General features: G+C 67.6%; 15 protein-coding genes, 1 tRNA gene and 1 pseudogene. 9 read left to right on the forward strand and 8 right to left on the reverse strand.

The annotated features are described in order from the left end of the window. The first annotated feature begins 143 nt into the window (after positions 1-143). Positions 144-623 carry a cysteine hydrolase family protein gene (locus E1288_RS43900; protein WP_132494973.1) on the forward strand — a complete coding sequence of 160 codons (480 nt, stop codon included), beginning with the start codon at positions 144-146 and terminating at the stop codon, positions 621-623. A gap of 188 nt (positions 624-811) precedes the next feature. Here the strand turns inward: E1288_RS43900 and E1288_RS43905 are convergent, their stop codons facing one another. Next, the gene (locus tag E1288_RS43905) at positions 812-1,090 is read right to left on the reverse strand and encodes a hypothetical protein (RefSeq protein ID WP_235884234.1); all 279 of its coding nucleotides are present in this window, start codon (positions 1,088-1,090) and stop codon (positions 812-814) included. Positions 1,091-1,100: 10 nt separating this feature from the next. After that, positions 1,101-1,397, reverse strand: a complete 297-nt coding sequence (locus E1288_RS43910) for a zinc finger protein (protein ID WP_328592562.1) — start codon at positions 1,395-1,397, stop codon at positions 1,101-1,103. 71 nt (positions 1,398-1,468) lie between these two features. On the opposite strand from E1288_RS43910, the gene E1288_RS43915 reads away from it, so the two are divergent. Continuing rightward, positions 1,469-2,311 (forward strand): helix-turn-helix domain-containing protein, encoded by an 843-nt coding sequence (locus E1288_RS43915; protein WP_132494960.1) that lies wholly within the window; start codon positions 1,469-1,471, stop codon positions 2,309-2,311. Beyond that, the gene (locus tag E1288_RS43920) at positions 2,308-2,508 is read left to right on the forward strand and encodes a DUF397 domain-containing protein (protein ID WP_132494961.1); all 201 of its coding nucleotides are present in this window, start codon (positions 2,308-2,310) and stop codon (positions 2,506-2,508) included. The genes E1288_RS43915 and E1288_RS43920 overlap by 4 nt, the downstream gene beginning before the upstream one ends. A gap of 108 nt (positions 2,509-2,616) precedes the next feature. Here the strand turns inward: E1288_RS43920 and E1288_RS43925 are convergent, their stop codons facing one another. Both E1288_RS43925 and E1288_RS43930 read right to left on the reverse strand, forming a co-directional pair. Continuing rightward, the gene (locus E1288_RS43925; protein WP_132494962.1) at positions 2,617-3,708 is read right to left on the reverse strand and encodes a WXG100-like domain-containing protein; all 1,092 of its coding nucleotides are present in this window, start codon (positions 3,706-3,708) and stop codon (positions 2,617-2,619) included. Then, entirely contained in the window at positions 3,695-4,129 is a 435-nt protein-coding gene (locus E1288_RS43930; RefSeq protein ID WP_132494963.1) for a hypothetical protein, read from the reverse strand. Before E1288_RS43930 ends, E1288_RS43925 begins: the two co-directional genes overlap by 14 nt. 259 nt (positions 4,130-4,388) lie before the next feature. Here E1288_RS43930 and E1288_RS43935 point away from each other — a divergent pair, with 259 nt between their 5' ends. The 3 genes from E1288_RS43935 (at position 4,389) to E1288_RS43945 (ending at position 6,998) form a co-directional block, all read left to right on the forward strand. After that, the gene (locus tag E1288_RS43935) at positions 4,389-5,561 is read left to right on the forward strand and encodes a hypothetical protein (RefSeq protein WP_132494964.1); all 1,173 of its coding nucleotides are present in this window, start codon (positions 4,389-4,391) and stop codon (positions 5,559-5,561) included. Between the two features lie 28 nt (positions 5,562-5,589). Continuing rightward, the gene (locus E1288_RS43940) at positions 5,590-6,048 is read left to right on the forward strand and encodes a hypothetical protein (RefSeq protein ID WP_132494965.1); all 459 of its coding nucleotides are present in this window, start codon (positions 5,590-5,592) and stop codon (positions 6,046-6,048) included. Between the two features lie 335 nt (positions 6,049-6,383). Then, on the forward strand, positions 6,384-6,998 hold the full coding sequence (locus E1288_RS43945; RefSeq protein ID WP_207954896.1) for a response regulator transcription factor: 615 nt from the start codon (positions 6,384-6,386) through the stop codon (positions 6,996-6,998). A 217-nt stretch (positions 6,999-7,215) separates the two neighbouring features. Here E1288_RS43945 and E1288_RS43950 read toward each other — a convergent pair whose 3' ends face one another. Then, entirely contained in the window at positions 7,216-8,331 is a 1,116-nt protein-coding gene (locus E1288_RS43950; RefSeq protein WP_132494966.1) for a sensor histidine kinase, read from the reverse strand. Between the two features lie 153 nt (positions 8,332-8,484). Here E1288_RS43950 and E1288_RS43955 point away from each other — a divergent pair, with 153 nt between their 5' ends. Beyond that, the gene (locus E1288_RS43955; RefSeq protein WP_132494967.1) at positions 8,485-9,564 is read left to right on the forward strand and encodes a hypothetical protein; all 1,080 of its coding nucleotides are present in this window, start codon (positions 8,485-8,487) and stop codon (positions 9,562-9,564) included. Positions 9,565-9,822: 258 nt separating this feature from the next. On the opposite strand, the gene E1288_RS43965 is transcribed toward E1288_RS43955, so the two are convergent. Together E1288_RS43965 and E1288_RS43970 are read right to left on the reverse strand one after the other, a co-directional pair. Beyond that, positions 9,823-10,260, reverse strand: a complete 438-nt coding sequence (locus tag E1288_RS43965) for a nitroreductase family deazaflavin-dependent oxidoreductase (protein ID WP_132494968.1) — start codon at positions 10,258-10,260, stop codon at positions 9,823-9,825. A 93-nt stretch (positions 10,261-10,353) separates the two neighbouring features. Then, entirely contained in the window at positions 10,354-11,079 is a 726-nt protein-coding gene (locus E1288_RS43970; protein WP_132494969.1) for a DUF4232 domain-containing protein, read from the reverse strand. 335 nt (positions 11,080-11,414) lie between these two features. Here E1288_RS43970 and E1288_RS43975 point away from each other — a divergent pair. After that, positions 11,415-11,490 (forward strand) — tRNA-Lys (locus E1288_RS43975). Positions 11,491-12,563: 1,073 nt separating this feature from the next. Continuing rightward, a complete protein-coding gene (locus E1288_RS43985) occupies positions 12,564-15,746 on the forward strand; it encodes a tetratricopeptide repeat protein (protein ID WP_132494971.1) in 3,183 nt (1,060 codons plus the stop codon). Positions 15,747-16,397: 651 nt separating this feature from the next. Here E1288_RS43985 and E1288_RS49490 read toward each other — a convergent pair. Next, positions 16,398-16,517 (reverse strand): annotated as a pseudogene (locus tag E1288_RS49490) (IS5/IS1182 family transposase); the annotation flags it as partial.

The raw sequence follows: 16,517 nt of genomic DNA on the forward strand, positions 1-16,517 counted from the left end.
CGACTACAAGGAGATGCAGGAAATTGCGTAGCCATTTGGGCCTGCTTGAGCCGGGTGCGGTGAAAGTCGCACGCCCGGTTCTGAGGGGGGACTCTGCGCCGAGAGGTCAGGGTCCTACCCGACACACCTACACCCGTGGCGTGATGGAGCTGCAGGGCTGGAGCGAAGCCTTGGAGTCCGCTGCGGCGCTGCTGGCGCGGGCGCGTGAGGCCGGGACGCCGGTGATCCACGTCGTCCACGACGGTGGCGAGGGCACGCCTTACGACATCCGCGCCGAGATCGGCCAGATCCATCCCAGCGTGGCACCGGTCGACGGTGAGTCCGTCGTGGTGAAGCACGCGCCGAACTCCTTCCACGGCACCGATCTGGAGCAGAAGGTCGCGGCCGCGGGCCGCGAGAACGTGATCATCGCCGGGTTCATGACGCACATGTGCGTCACCTTCACGACCGAAGGTGCGTTCCTGCGCGGCTACGCGCCCACGGTCGTCGCGGACGCGTGCGCCACGCGGCCGCTGGTGGGAGCCGGGGTCGAGCTGTCCGCCGAGCAGATCCACCACAGCGCGCTGGCGACGATCGGAGACCTCTACGGGGTCGTCGTGGCGAAGGGATCGGACCTGAAGTAGCGCGTTCGCCAGGTCTCGTGAGTGTTTTGGGGTGTTATAGCGCCCCAAAACACTCACGGGCCTTCTGGCCCCGGTGGGCAGGGGTGGCCGGTCGGCGCGTTGGGGGAGGAGTGTCGCGCCGACCGGCCCGCAGAGCCCGTCCGCCGGAAGGTCGGGGGCATCGGCGGCCGGGCCCGGGTCTGGTGTCGTTAGAGGCGGTGGAGGGCTTCGAGTATTCGGCGCTGGACTTCCAGCGACGGCGCCTCTTCGGTGGCCGATGTGGACTGTGGTGGTGGTTGGGGTTCGCGGAGCCGGTGTCGGCCGCCTTGTTCTCGTTGTTGTCGTTCGGCCTCGACGTGTGCGATGAGCTGCCACACCGTCAAAGCACCTTCGCCGCCTCCGGCGTGCTGCGGGCGGTAGGACTTCCAGCAGGTGATGATCAGGTAGAGCGCGGCAGCGCCGGTGATCCCGGCGATCCCGGGAAGCATGGCCAACACGTCACTTGCTCCTCTCGGTAGCAGGGGTGTGGAGGGTTCGGGCTATCCGGTGTGCCTCGGCGTCACAGTCACGGCACGTAGACCACAACCACGCGAGCTCGGAGTTATCTGCCGACAACCTCTGCCGGCACAACGGCGACACGGAAGTGCCGGTCGGATAAGCCAAAGCGGCGTCCGGCCGCCGATCGGTACTCGCATGCCGCAGCCCTGCGGCCGGAACCCAGTGGAACGGATGGGCTCGGTAGAGCATGGAAGCCTCCCTTGAGATCGTCGATGCATGCATCAGTATGTGATGCATGCATCGAATCTCGCCATGCCTCGATAGGTTGATCTCTCCATGCCGATCTGAGCACCGCTTACGATTGCTGCATGGCAAGCAGCGCTGACACTCCGCGCGCACGCGCTTTGGGAGTGGAGCTACGGCAGGCACGCGAGCGGCGCGGCTACTCGACGCGCAAGCTTGCCGAGATGATCGAACGCAGCAGTTCGCATATCTCTCGGTGGGAAAACGGCAAGCTCATCCCCAGCGAAGCCGACACCGCGACCGTCCTGGCAGTGCTGGGCGTCAACGGTGCCGACCGCGATCGACTCCTTGAACTAGCTCGCGACGCGCTCGATCCGAATTGGGTGGCTCCGGGAATCGACAAGCAACTCGCCGCATTGACGGAATACGAGCGCACCGCCCAAACGATCATCAACATCGAGCCACTGATGATCCCAGGCCTGCTACAGACCTACGACTACGCGCGTCACATCATGGTCGCGTACGGCCAGACACGTGGGGAAGCGGAGCAGCGCGCAACACTCCGGATCGGCCGACAGCACGTGCTCACCGATACACCGCCGAAGCAGCTGGTCGCCATCGTCGGCGAATACGCGCTTCGCTATTCCGTATGCCCTGACGACGTGATGCTGGAGCAGCTGCGCCATCTTTTGAAGATCTCCGAGCTGGACAACGTGGCGCTCCAAGTCCTGCCGATGGGCCGTCCGGCTGCTGCCGTGCTGAGCGGCCCGTGGGCGCTTCTTGAGTTCTCGCGGACGAAACCAGTGCTGCATCTTGAGCACTTCGGTTCGTCGGCAACGATCACTGACGCGAAGACGTTGAAGAGTTACCGAGGTGCAGTAGATACGCTGCGCGGGCTGGCGATGAGCCCAGAAGAGACCACGGCGCTCATCGCTGATGTCATCAGATCCAAGGAGACGGCATCATGACGACACCACACGCCCCCGAAGACTGGCGAAAGTCGAGGTTCAGCGGCGGGCAGACGAACTGCGTCGAAGTTGGCCGAATCAGCGATGGTGCTGCCGTACGAGACAGCAAGAACCGTGCAGCAGGGCACTTAACCACCGACCGCGCGCAGTGGTCGGCCTTCATCGGCGCCGTCAAGGATGGCCGGTTCGAGCGCTGAGGCGGCTGGTCCTTCCCGGTCGTTGAACGTTCTGCCTGGTTAGGTCTCGTGAGTGGTTTGGGCTGCTATAGCGGCCCAAACTGCTCACGAGTCTTCTGGAGCCGGCGGCTAGCGGTGCAGGGCTTCGATGGTTTCGTTGGCCCAGGCCGTCCAGTCGTCCTTGGGGATTTCCGGGAGCTGGGGCGGTTCCGAAGTCGTCGAGATCGGGTCGGGGTCCTTGTCCCGCCACGGGATGTTCAGGCCCTTGTCCAGGTAGACGCTCGTCGAGGTCGAGAACTTCCCGTGCGGGTTGAACGATCCCCTGCCCGCGTCCAGCGCTCCGGTGAACGCTCCGTTCTCCGCCCCGTACACCTCGTCGCCGCTCGCGCCCGATGCCGCGTCCTGCGCCGCCGCTTCCGCCGCGCCGACGGCCGCGCCCCATCCCGCGTTCAGCGGCAGGTTGGCTCCGAACTGGACGGTCGCACCCTTCCAGGTCTTCGCGACCGACCCGTCGAACAGGTGCGATCCGAGCGCCTTCGCGCCGCTGACCTTGATCGCGTTGCCGAGCGGTCCCGCCCCGATGCCGACGGCGCCGCCGATCGCGCCGTTCTGCGCAGCGATCGCCAGCATCCCGCCGTCGAATCCCTTCCGCTTCCCCTGGCAGATCTGGATGAACTGCGCGAAGAACGTGACCCCGACCTGGTCCAGCACCGAGCCCGCCAGGTGCGCGAGCACCTGGTTGATCGCCTTCCGCAGCACCGTCGTGATCGTCGTCCGGGTGGCGGCCACCTTCGCCGGGATGACGGCCGTCGAGGCGCCGAAGGTGGCCACCGCGGCCGCGATCAGCGCCGCGATGTCGATGGCCAGGATGGTCAGCAGCAGGATGATGATGATCCGCAGCGTCTCGATCTCCAGCGCCATCCCGTCCAGCGCGTCGGCGAAGCCGGAGGCGGCCAGCGCCAGCTGCGGCAGGTAGCCATCCTCGCCGAGGAACGGCGCGATGAACGCCCGGAACGAATCCGCCGTTTCCCCGGTCAGCGCGCGAGCGACCTGCGCCGCGCCCCTGTTCACGAGCTCGACGACGTGGCCCAGGTGCTCGACCGTTTCGCGCCAGCCGGCGGCCATCGCCCGCAGCTCGTCCGGGTTGCCCTCCGGCCAGTCGTTGCCGACCAGCACCTCCAGCAGGCGTTGGACATCGTCCGATACGTCAGTCGCGGCCATCGGCCTGCCACTTCCGGGCGTGCTCGATGTTCTGCGCTTCGGTTTCGGCGAAGGTCCGCCCGACCGTGACGAGCCGGTCGGCGACGTCGCCGAGCAGCCCGGACAGCTCGTCCAGCGCCGCGCACGCCTGCTCGGCCGGATCCCGGTAGCCGCCGCCGAACGCCGCCCCGAGCGGATCATCGCCCCACGGCGGCAGGCCCTGCCCCGCGACTCGCGGCGCCTTTCCGGCTGCGCTTCCGGCAGATGCCGCGGCGGCTTGGAACAACGCGACTGCGCGCTGCAACTCGGTTTGGTCGACGGAAAGCACACCGCCGGCCGGTGTCCACTCAGGCGGCGCGGCCAAGCCGTACCCGGCTTCCGGGGCTGAGGTGGGGGCGTTGCGGTAGCCGCCGGTCGGACCGTCCAAAGGGGAAAGGGCCATGCGTCAAGATCAACCGATCCGGCCGGTTCCGCGCCACCGCCCGACCGGAACCCTTGCGCTATCTGAACGTGCAAGTGCGCTTCCCTGACGCCGCTGTCCCTTATTCGGTTACTTGTCGAGCAGCGCGATCTTGACCAGGCTCAATGCCCGGGGCCCGGGCGCGGGCGACGCTCCGGGTGAGACGGCTCCGCAGCGCGAACCGCACAACCCCGACCCGGCGGGAGCGGCTGGCAGAGACTCGACCGATGGGAAGCGAGAGATGAGCCCGAGCGGCAGCAAAGATCAGTCCACCGAGGGCGACCACCCCTGGGAGCAGGACAAGTACTACGGCGCGAGCGAGAGCGGCGTCGCCTACCTTGCCGATCGCGAGCTGCGGAAGTCCAATGCGGACACCGAGATGATGCCCGCCATCAAGGAATCCGCCCTGGCCGAGCCGGTCGCCGACGCCGGCACCGGCAAGGCCACGGCGGTCGAGGCCGAGGCTGCGACCGCGGCCGTCACGGCGACGGCCACCAAGGCCAAGCCCGTCGCCGCCGCCAAGACCGCCGACGTCCCGTCGCGCCCCGGAAACCGCGTGTCCAAGCCGGTGGTGGCCGCCGCGGCCGTGGCCGGTCTGGTGCTGCTGTCCGTCCCGGTGCTGATCGCCGGCCTCCTCCAGAACGACGACACCCCCTCGCGCGCCCTGCCGAATCCGGCGGCCTACGAGGACGACGCCCAGGCGCAGTCCGGTTTCGTCCCGGGCATGGCGCAGGAGCAGCCGGTCCCGCCGCCGGGCATCCCGGACGGCAACCTGGTCCAAGGCCCGCCGCCGCCGGGCAGCCCGAACGACGGCGCGCCGGTGCCTCCTCCGCCCGCTGGGGAGATCCCGCGCGGCGAGGTGCAGCCCGCAGTCCCGGCCGACCCCGCGCGCACCGCTGCCCACCCGGTCGTCTTCTCCGGCTTCGCCGGGCCCGGCTGCGGGAGCGGCAGCTTCAGCCGTCCCGGCTACTACGCCAACGGCAACCAGGGCTGGCTCAACAGCGGCGGCGCGCACGCGGCCGACGGTTGCGACGGTTCGTACTCCTCCCTGCCGATGTCGGGTGACCCGAACCGGGACGGTGACAACTCCGCGGTCTGGCGGTTCACTACTGGTGACGTCAAGCAGGGCAGCTGCCAGGTGTCGGTGTTCGTGCCTCGCGGCGACCTGCAGCACGTCGGCGGTGACCCGAGCTACTACACCGTCTACCAGGGCGACGAGACCAAGGGCCCGTCCGGCGACTTCCGGGTCTTCCAGACCAACCGGCAGGGCAGCTGGGTCGACGGTGGACGGTTCGCGGTCACCGGTGGACGGCTGACCATCAAGCTGCACTCCCGCGGCAAGGACTGGACCGACAAGGGCCCCACCTACGCGCACCACGCCGCGGCGCAGATGAAGATCGACTGCAGCGCCTGACGAAAGTCGGCGAATTCAGGAGGAAACCGTGTTCGTTTGGGATCAGGGCGTGATCATGCCCTCCGAGATGGACGGCTTCGACGAGCTCGACGAGGTGTTCCTGCACCTCGCACCGGAAATGTCGGACAACCTCAGCGCTGCGGTTGCCAACCACCTGGACAGCGGAGACGAACTCGCGGCCGCCCAGGCGCTCGCGGCGTTCGCCGAGCGTCGGCAGCTCCCGGTCTCCCGGGCCGACCGGCGCACCCTGCGGGACGTGATCGAGTCGCACAACGGCGACCTGACCTGCATCGACCTGCTCGACGGCCGCGCAGGCGCGCGGCTGAACGGCGACACCCAGCTGCTCCCGGTCCTGCCCCGGCCGGACCGGGAAACCGTGCCCATGCGCACGGCGCCCCGCCCGCACGTCGCGGACGTCGCCGCGGCGCAGACCGCCGTGCTGCCGGCCATCCGGCCGTTCGGCACCGGAGCGCACCGCCGCTGGTGACCCGATCTCCCGGCTCCTCCCGCGGGCCGGGAACCGCGCTGCACCGCACACTCACTCCCGCGCCCAGAGTGTGCGGTGCAGTCGCGCATTACCGAAAGTGACCGATCGATTACCGCGGGCGCGCGACCCTTACAGATTCTTACAAGGTCCGACTGACGTTTACAGACCGTTGGAATCTCTTCGATCCCGGCCATTCCGCAGGTAGCGTTCCTGGTGTCAGAGAGGCCGCGGGCTAGTCGGAAATTCCCTAGCCCCACCAATTCCGCCGAATCGCGACGAACAGCCGAAGACGTCTGTGCCGCGGCGCGAACCGGCGACACCGGGAGTGAAGAACGTTGCTGGTTCGTGTGCTGTCCGATGTGACCGTGTTCGCCGACCGCCCCGAGTTGCAGGAGAAGATCTCCCGGTTGCTCGACCAGGCTCCCGAGCGCCTGTCCGGCGCCTCCGATGTCGCGGTGCTCGCCTACGGCGGAACGCTGCCGGCGGATGCCCTGGTGCACTGCGTTTCGCGGCTGAGCCGCTCCTACCGGGTGCTCGTGGTGCTGCCGGAGCAGGCCGCCGCGCAGGTTCCGGAGCTGCTGCGGGCCGGTGCGCTGGGCTTCATCGGCGACGGCTGCGACGACCAGGAGTTCTACGACGCGCTCGGCGTGGTGGCGCGCGGCGCGGTGTACGTCGCGTCGGGTTCCCGGGCGGCACTGATCGGCGGCGGCGCCCCGGCCGAGCCCGCGCAGCAGGTGCTCACCCGGCGCGAGCAGGAGGTGCTGCGCTGGATCGCCGACGGCTACACGCACTCCCAGGCGGCCCGCCGGATGGGCCTGTCCGGAGCGACGGTCGACACGTACGTCAAGCGGATCCGGGCGAAGCTGGAGGTCCGCAACAAGGCGGAGCTGACCCGCAAGGCGATCGAACTGGGCGTCGTCCGACGGGAACCCCTTCTAGCAGCCGCCTGATCCCCAGCCGATGCCTCGCCCGACGACGCCCCGGACCCGCCCCACGCGGCGCCACCCAAGGTTCGGTCCTCCGCAATTTCAATGGAAATCAGAGCTCTGATTTCCATTGAAATTGCGGAAGTTGTCCACAGGACCCGGCGTGTCGGGGTCCGACACGCCCAAGGCCCGCAGTTTCAATTGAAACTGCGCCGGAGACCCGGCGTGCCAGGGCCGAGCCTCAACCGGCCAGCGGCAGGCACGCGGTGAACTGGCAGCCGCCCTCGATGTTCTGGACGGCGACGCCGCCGTGGTGCGCTTCGATGATGCCGCGCACGATCGCCAGCCCCAGCCCGCCGCCGACGTCCTTGCCCGCCGGGCGGGACGGGGTTCCCCGCCAGCCCGGTTCGAAGACCTTGTGCAGGTCCGCCTCCGGAATCCCGCCGCAGGCGTCCGAAATGGACAGCACCGCCCGACTCTCCGCCGCGTGCGCGCACACCGTGACCGCGCCGCCGGGGTGGGTGTGCCGGACGGCGTTGCTCAGCAGGTTCCCCAGCACCCGGTTGATCTGGCGGATGTCCACCCGCACCGCGACCGGCTCGATGCCGCCCGGCACCAGCCGCACGCCGCGGCTGCGGGCCTGCGGCTCGATCGCGGTCACCGCGTCGCTGATCAGGTCTGCGAGCGACACCGGCGTCAGCGACAGGGTCAGCGAGTTGGACTGGATGCGGGACAGGTCGAACAGGTCGCCGACCAGGTGGTCCAGCCGCTGCGTCTCCTGCAGGATCAGGCCCAGGTAGCGGTCCTGGTCGCGGGCCATGCCGTCCTGCAGGGCCTCGGTCATCGCCCGCAGGCCCGCCAGCGGCGTGCGCAGGTCGTGCGACACCCACGCGATGAGCTGCCGCCGCGACGCCTCCAGCAGCTGCTCCTGCTCCCGCGAGGCGGTGAGCGCGGCGCTGGTCGCGGCGAGTTCCTGGGTCAGCACGGCCAGCTCCGCCGAGCCGGACTGGGCTGGTGCCGCGAACCGGCCGTCCTCGCCCATGGTGCGGGTGGCGCGCGCGAGGTTCCGGCTGCCGTGCAGGATCCGCCTGCCGAGCAGCAGGCACAGCATCACCGACACCGCGGCCGTCGGGATGCACGACAGCAGCACGGCGGTCATGCCCTGCACGGTGAACAGGTCGAGGAATGCGAGCACCACGAAGGTGAAGCCGATGGAGATGATGGTGATGACCGCGAGCATCATCATCATCACGACGAGCGACCCCCGCCGCAGGAACCACAGGATCCAGGCGCCGAGCAGGCCCACGGCCACCGAGCACCACAGCGATACGAGCGCGACGAAGATGAGGTCGTGCATGACCTTCGTTTCTGTTGCTGTCGACCAGGTGTTTACGTCTGGTAAAGGTGCATCAGCGGCAGGTTCCCCCCAGATCGGGGCGAAGTATAAGCTACGGCCTGAAACGCGGTGTCCCTTTCGGGAACGTCGCCTTCCCCGATTTCTGGAGTAAGTGTGGCGTCGGATACTGATCGGAACGGGGGCGCTGGGTCGCCCGAGGACCGCTCTCTGGATTCGCTGCCGCCGGAGCTGCGGCTCTACGTGCCGGCGGAAGGCACTCCGGTCGAATCGGCGAAACCCGACGAGCCATCCTACGAAAAGGTCCCGCTGGCCTCGCTTTCCGGCGCGGCGCGGCCGGAACCGGCGCCCGCTGCTGACGTTCCGCCCCAGCCGGCCAAGGATGTCGGCCTGCCGTCGAAGGTTTCGCTGATCTCCCTGGCCGCTGCGGCGGTGATTCTCGTCTCCGTGCCGTTCGTGCTCGCGGTGCTGTTCTCGGGCGACGACACCCCGGGGTTGGCCGGGGACGGCGTTCCGATCGACGCGGTGGAGGCGTTGCCGGGGCATGAAGCCATGTCGGAACCGGTGCCGGCACCGCCCGCGCAGCCCGAGCCGACCGCCGGGAACCACGTTCCCCCGGCACAGGGCGAGGAGCCCGCCGAGACGGGGAAGAAGCCGCTGCCCCCGCCGGACCAGTCGACGGTGAGCGGGCCGAGCAGCGGGAGCGGCACGCTCATCGCTGGGGCGGGCTGCTCGAACACCGCGACGGAGCAGTACCAGGCGGTCGGCTATCACTCGAACGGCAGCGAGGGCTGGTACATCCGCAACGGCGGTGCCGCCGACGGCCGTTGCCGCGGCACCTTCGACGCGATGCCGATGTCCGGCGACCTGGACGCATCCGGCCCCAGCAACTCCGCGAAGTGGACCTTCGACGTGTCGGGCAAACTGACGACCGGCACCTGCGCGCTGTCGGTCTACATCCCGAACGACGGCGACCGCCGCAACGTCGGCGCGACCAAGGCGCACTACTCGATCTTCAACTCGTTCGAGCAGGGCGGGGCGAACGTGATCGGCGTGAAGGACATCAACCAGGTCACCAACCTCGGCAAGTGGGTGGACCTCGGGTCGTACAAGATCACCCAGGGCAAGATCTCGGTGAAGCTGCACGACCGGGGCGAGGACTACGCGGGCGGCGCGGACGGCGAAGGCGCCCACATCGCGGCCACCCAGGTCCGCGCCACCTGCACCCCGGCCTGACGCGACTACGCCACCGCCAGGACGCGCTACTTCTGCGTGTAGAGGGTCTGGAAGTGGTTGCCACCGGCGGAAAATCCGGACGAATTACTGTCCACTGTGGACGAACAGCGCCCGACGTTGCAGTGGTGGACGTGCAGATGCCGCCGACGCACACGGACGAGGGCATCGGCGGCTAGCTGCGCTACCTGGAGGGCGCGATTCGCGGTCGCGGTAGTGCAGTTGGGGCGCGACGGCACGAGCCGTCGCGCCCCAACCCTGCTAAGCAGCCGGTTCCAGCACGAACACCGGAATCTCGCGCGAGGTCTTCTCCTGGTAGTCCGCGTAGTCCGGATAGGCGGCGACCGCGCGCGACCACCACAGCGCCTTCTCGTCCCCGGTGACCTCCCGCGCCACGTAGTCCTGGCGCGTCGGCCCGTCCTGCAGTTCGACGGTGGGGTTCGAGAGCACGTTGTAGTACCAGACCGGGTGCTTCGGCGCCCCGCCGAGGGAGGCGACGGCGGCGTAGGAGCCGTCGTGCTCCACGCGCATCAGCGGGGTCTTGCGGAGCTTCCCGGACTTGTTGCCCTTGGTGGTCAGGACGATCACCGGCAGCCCGCGCATCGTGGTTCCCCTGGTGCCGCCCGAGCCTTCGTACTCCTCGACCTGGTTGCGCACCCACTCCGTCGGGCTGGGTTCATATTCGCCGGTCAGCGGCATTGAAGCGCTCCTAACGTCAGCGTCAACGGCGCCTGTGGAACGCCCCTTGAGAGGCCCCTATTCCCCTGCCGCCGACCGGCGAACCCGCCGGGATCAGTCGAAGACGGTGACGCCCTGGGCGGCGGGCTGCAGCGTGCCGACCTTCATCGACTTGATCGGGAACTCCGCGTAGAGCCCGCCGTTCTCGCTGTTGGTGCCGTCGGTGCCGAAGATGGTGGCGTTCACCGCGTCGCTGGCGCCCGGCACGCCGACCTGGAAGCCGGTGGCGACGAAGGTGTTCGAGTCACCCTTGTCGCCGAGTTCGATGAGCACGCCGGCGAAGCCGGTCTCGCCCGGGTCGAGGCTGAAGTCCGTCGGGCCGCCCGGGATCTCGACCTGCTGGGTCGGCACGTCGCCGGTGCTGTTGGACATGTCGAGCGGCGTGACCGTCGGCCAGCCGTTCAGGTCGCAGACCTTCTGCGACTTGTTGGTGACGGCCATCAGCAGGACGCCGGGGCGGTCGGGCTGGACGTTCAGGTCGACCTTGAAGTCGCTTGAGGTGCACTTGGCGCCGGTGGTGCGCTGATCGCTGCCGGTCGCCTGGCCGCCGGCCGTCGTGCCGGCGGAGGGCTTGGAGCTGCTCGTCGACTTGCCGTTACCGGCAGACTGGTCGGGGTGGAACTCGCCGGGGGCGATCCCGGCGGCCGCCGCGGAGCCGTCGGTGGTGCCCTGCGTGGTCTGCTGCGGCGCGGCAGCAGGCTGGCCGCATCCGGCGAGCAGGAGGGCGCCCCCGACGAGTCCGGAGATCGCGCCGAGCGTCCGAGTGCGGTTGAGCAGCATTGGTGTCCCCTTCGTAAAGCTGTTTCGTTCCCCTGTGCCCCGAAAGACGTGTACTGCCCGCCGAGGTTGTCAATGCGCCGAAAGAAGTTTTCAAAGACTCTCTGACCTGCAGTGATGTAGTCACAGGATTGCACTGCCCCGGAACCGGCCGGCAACGGGCGCAGCGCCCTGCGCCGAACCTAAGTCGGCCTCTGGTCGCTGCTCCGGCCATGGGCCGGAGAGGTGGGGGAACCCCTCACCGCAGGGCAAGGCGGGTGCGGATGTGACCTTCATCGGCGAAGAAGCTGCGACCGGTACCGCACAAGATCGCCCGGACCTTGTAACCTTGGGCACGCGGGTCGTTAGCTCAACTGGCAGAGCAGCGGACTTTTAATCCGCGGGTTCAGGGTTCGATCCCCTGGCGACCCACCAAAACCCCAGGTCAAAGGCCTGGGGTTTCTTGTTTGGTGATCGTCCGGTGCACTTTTGGTGCACCTTTCGAACGGGCCTAGCTCTCCAGGGCGCGTTCCAAGGCGTCTGCCGTCTGCCTGCTGACGGCCTTCCGGCCCATGTACACATCCTGCGTCATCGACGGCCGTCCTTCCGGATCACCAGGTGGCGGCCGACCCGATGTCCCCAAGCTCGCCCACCTGCACAGCCTCACCTCGCCAGAAGAAGGACAGACAGCGTGCTGACCTGTAGATCATTTGCGGGACAACCCTTAGGCCGAGCTAGGCCGCAGTCCGCGTGTCTAAACTTTCTCTACTTCAACCAAGGGCGGCCCCTGCGGGGCCGCCTGCCTGCTGTATGCGAGCCAGGGTGCCGGCACCCGTCCTGTATGCGAGCCCCGGCCAAGTCGGGACCGCCCTACGCTCCGCTCCGGCGGCCCGGCGGCCGGGGCGCGAGCGGAACGGGTGCCGGCACGCTGGCGCGGGCGGAAGGCAGGCGGCCAGGAGTCCCGCGACAGCCGCAGTGCTGAAGTGAAGCTGTGGACATGAGGAGGTCCATCCAGGAGGACGAGCACCAGGACGACGAGCTGCGCCAAGAGGAAGGCGACTGCGGATTCGGTCCGATGCCGACTACCGGTCGAGGAGCCTCCCGGACAGGTCCAAAGGAGGGTGCTGGGCGCGCTGGGAGCCGTACCCGGCTTGCCAGTTCCTACGGGCATGCCAGCATGGCGCTGGCGTAGCGGGTTGCCTGGCTGTGGTCCCGTTCTTGGGGATCGGTCCGACGTTCGGCAACCGGTTCGAAGTGATCGGGCCAAGGAGGTCGAGGCGCGGGAGGGCAGCCGAGCGAGGATCGGTTCGGTGTACTGGTGTCGAGCTGCGCCGATTGCCGGTAGTCGACTCCAGGCGCGCATCCTGCGTCATTGAGAGCACTGTGCTGAGCGCATTGCTGCTGCTCTTGTGGTGCATTACCTGATGGTTTCGGCATTCTCGTCCGTCTGTGGGCCTTTCCAGTGATCTTTGCGAAAGCGGCTCGTCGGAGCTGGTGGTTGCGCGATCATGGCTGCCGTGAAGGGGGCCCGTTTCCGGTTCGTGCTGTATGTCGTGCTCGCTGGTGTGGCGGGTTGGGTTGCAACGAGAACGGCTCCAGAGACATGGGATCTGCCCTGGAGGACGTGGGTTCCGGTGGGGGCCGCGGTCGCGGCGGGCGCGACCGGCACTTTTGTCGGTGAAGTGATCAACGCGCTCCGGAAGATCACCGAGACCAAACGCGCGCCCCGGGACGCACTTGAGGCAAGCGGCGAGCCATCTGCGACTGACCATCAGAGCCCAGCGGCACTGTTGCGGCCAGAACGTGCCGTGGTGGCGTTCACCGGACGTGCCGAGGAGCTGGAGTGGTTGCGGGCCTGGTGCACGGACAAGGCTGCGTGTCCGGTGTCGTTGGTGACCGGGCCTGGGGGTGTGGGCAAGACGCGACTGGCGCTGTGGCTGGCCAAGGTATTGCGGCAGAAGAAGTGGATCGTCCAGCCGGTTCGACCGGGCAGTGAGGTCACCGCGGTGCAGGCAGCTGCCCAGGCGAAAGAGCGGGTGCTGTTGATCGTTGACTACGCCGAGACCCGCCCGGACTTGTCGGCCATGTTGACGGAAGTGGCCGCGCAGGAAGCCGCGGGCAGTACCGGTGGGCTGCGGGTGCTGCTGCTGGCCCGGCATGTCGGTGAGTGGTGGACCGCGCTGGAGGCTGCCTCGGATGCCACCAGGGTCTTGCGGGACCGGAGCCTGACCCGGGAGCTGGTTCCGGCCCTGGACGCCGAGCACGACAACCGCCGCATTTTCCTGGAAGCGCTGCCCTTCTACGCGAAGGCGCGGGGACGCCCCGTACCTCAGGCAGCACCGCCGGCCGTTTCTGAACCGCTGCCTGTGCTGGTACTGCACGCGGCCGCGCTTGTGGCCGTCCTCGACGACGAACAAGGAACCCAGGCCGGGCGCGCGGCCGCTGATCTGGGCGTGCTCGATCGCCTCCTGGACCACGAGAGCCGACTCTGGGCCGACACTGCCCGACGGCTCGGGGTGAGTGTGTCCCCGCCTGTGTTGGAGCAGGTGATCGCGGTCGTCGCTCTCCTGGTGGACCCGGATTCCAGCACTGAGGCCGCGATGCATAACGTCCTCTGTCGCGTGCCGGACCTCGCTGATGCCGACGCTGAGAAAGTCGGAGCACTGGTCCGTTGGTTGCGGCAGCTCTACCCCACAGCCTCCGGCACGGTGGACGTGCTGCGCCCCGATCTGCTGGCCGAGCGCCATGCCGCCAATCAACTTGCCGACCGCGAGCTACTCCGAGAGACCTGCTTCACCGATCTATCGGAATCCCAAAAGATTCAGGCGCTGACCGTGCTCGCCCGTGCCTGCACCCACCACGATCATGCGGGAGCGGTGCTCGGCGAGATTCTGTACCGCAAGTTGCCAGAATTCGCCAACGCGGCGATCATCGCCGCCATCCAGACCAATTCTCTGCTGGGCGACCGCCTCGCATACGCACTCCACGACGCACCCGCCCCAGACGACACCCTTCGAGAAGTCCAGGCCAAAATCCCGTACCCGACCGTGGCACTTGCCTCCGCCGAACTCGCTGTCACACAACGAATACGCCACGCCCTACCTCCCGACACCGACCCCGCAGAAACCGCGGAATGGGCCAGCCACCACGCGACCGCCCTCGCCCAACACGGCCACCGGGAGGAGGCGCTGGCGGCGATCAGCGAAGCCGTCGACCTCTATCGCGAGTTGGCCCGGGCGCGGCCGGATGCCTTCCGGTCCGACCTCGCCACAGCGCTGAACGACCAATCCAACCGGTTGTGGGGTTTGGGGCGTTGGGAGGAGGGACTGGTGGCGATTAGCGAGGCCGTCGACATTCGACGCGAGTTGGCCCGAGTACGGCCGGATGCCTTCCGGTCCGACCTCGCCACAGCGCTGAACAACCAATCCAGCCAGTTGTGGGGTTTGGGGCGTTGGGAGGAGGTGCTGGTGGCGATTAGCGAGGCCGTCGACATTCGACGCGAGTTGGCCCAGGTACGGCCGGATGCCTTCCGGCCCGACCTCGCCTCAGCGCTGAACAACCAATCCAGCCAGTTGTGGGGTTTGGGGCGTTGGGAGGAGGTGCTGGTGGCGATTAGCGAGGCCGTCGACATTCGACGCGAGTTGGCCCAGGTACGGCCGGATGCCTTCCGGCCCGACCTCGCCTCAGCGCTGAACAACCAATCCAGCCAGTTGTGGGGTTTGGGGCGTTGGGAGGAGGTGCTGGTGGCGATTAGCGAGGCCGTCGACATTCGACGCGAGTTGGCCCAGGTACGGCCGGATGCCTTCCGGCCCGACCTCGCCTCAGCGCTGAACAACCAATCCAACCATTTGTCGGGTTTGGGGCGTTGGGAGGAAGCGCTGGTGGTGATCAGTGAGGCCGTCGACCTCTATCGCGAGTTGGCCCGGGTGCGGCCGGATGCCTTCCGGTCCGACCTGGCCATGTCGCTGAACAACCAATCCAGCCACTTGTGGCGTTTGGGGCGTTGGGAGGAGGGACTGGTGGTGATCAGTGAGGCCGTCGACATTCGACGCGAGTTGGCCCGGGTGCGGCCGGATGCCTTCCGGTCCGACCTGGCCATGTCGCTGAACAACCAATCCAGCCAGTTGTGGGGTTTGGGGCGTTGGGAGGAGGCGCTGGTGGTGATCAGTGAGGCCGTCGACCTCTATCGCGAGTTGGCCCGGGTGCGGCCGGGTACCTTCCGACCCGACCTCGCCGGCTCGCTGAACAACCAATCCGACTGCTTGTCGGATTTGCGGCGTTGGGAGGAGGCGCTGGCGGCGAGCGGGGAGGCCGTAGACATCTATCGCGAGTTGGCCCGGGTGCGGCCGGGTACCTTCCGACCCGACCTCGCCTCAGCGCTGAACAACCAATCCAACCACTTGTCGGGTTTAGGGCGTTGGGAGGAAGCGCTGGTGGTGATCAGTGAGGCCGTCGACATCTACCGCGAGTTGGCCCGGGTGCGGCCGGATGCCTTCCGACCCGACCTCGCCAGGTCGCTGAACAACCAATCTGGCTGCTTGTCGGATTTGGGGCGCAGGGCGGAGGCACTGAAAACCATCGATGAAGCGATCACCATCTGGCGTTTTCTGGTCGCTCAACGCCCTGTCGTTCACCAACGCCAACTCGACAAAGCCCTTGCTATTCGTATTCGTAGCCGCCTGTCAAGGTAGCGATGTACGACCCAGAGTAGGCAGCCACAAGACGCCTACCCTGGCCCGGGCGTGAACCCACCTTATCCCCATCTATCAGCGACAAACGCCGTCAAACAACGACCGCGTGCGCCGCCTGCTCCAACGCCTTGGCTATCTCCGCTGCCCTAGGGTGCGGGCGCTGCGGGTTCGTGTTCTACCCCGTCTTACCCCCACAAAACAACGTCAACTGACCGCAAGCGATGCTCCGCAACAGCCATTTGCAATAGCTATCAGTGCAGGTATTGCTAGGTATTGCGCAGTGATCGCAAAGAACGGCAGGTGTCGCCTCAGAATCCGCGGGTTCAGGGTTCGATCCCCTGGCGACCCACCAAAACCCCAGGTCACAGGCCTGGGGTTTCTTGTTTGGTGATCGTCCGGTGCACTTTTGGTGCACAAAACGACCGGGCCTAGCTATCCAGGGCACGTTCAAGAGCGTCGGCGGTCTTGCGGCTCACGGCCCGTCGTTCCATGTACACGTCCTCCGTCATCGACGGCCGTCCTTCCGGATCACCAGGTGGCGGGCCGACCCGATGTCCCCAAGCTCGCCCACCTGCACAGCCTCACCTCGCCAGAAGAAGGACAGGCAGCGTGCTGACCTGTAGATCATTTGCGGGACAACCCTTAGAGTTCCTAACAAAGGGTTTTGATGTGTCGAAAGCAGATGATGCAGGTGGCCAGGCCGAGGAACGCCTCGTGGATGTCGGCGCGGCGTTCCCAGCGGATGCGCAGGCGTCGCATGCTGTGGTACCA

The sequence above is a fragment of the Saccharopolyspora elongata genome (genome assembly GCF_004348985.1).
Classification (GTDB): Bacteria; Actinomycetota; Actinomycetes; order Mycobacteriales; family Pseudonocardiaceae; genus Saccharopolyspora; species Saccharopolyspora elongata.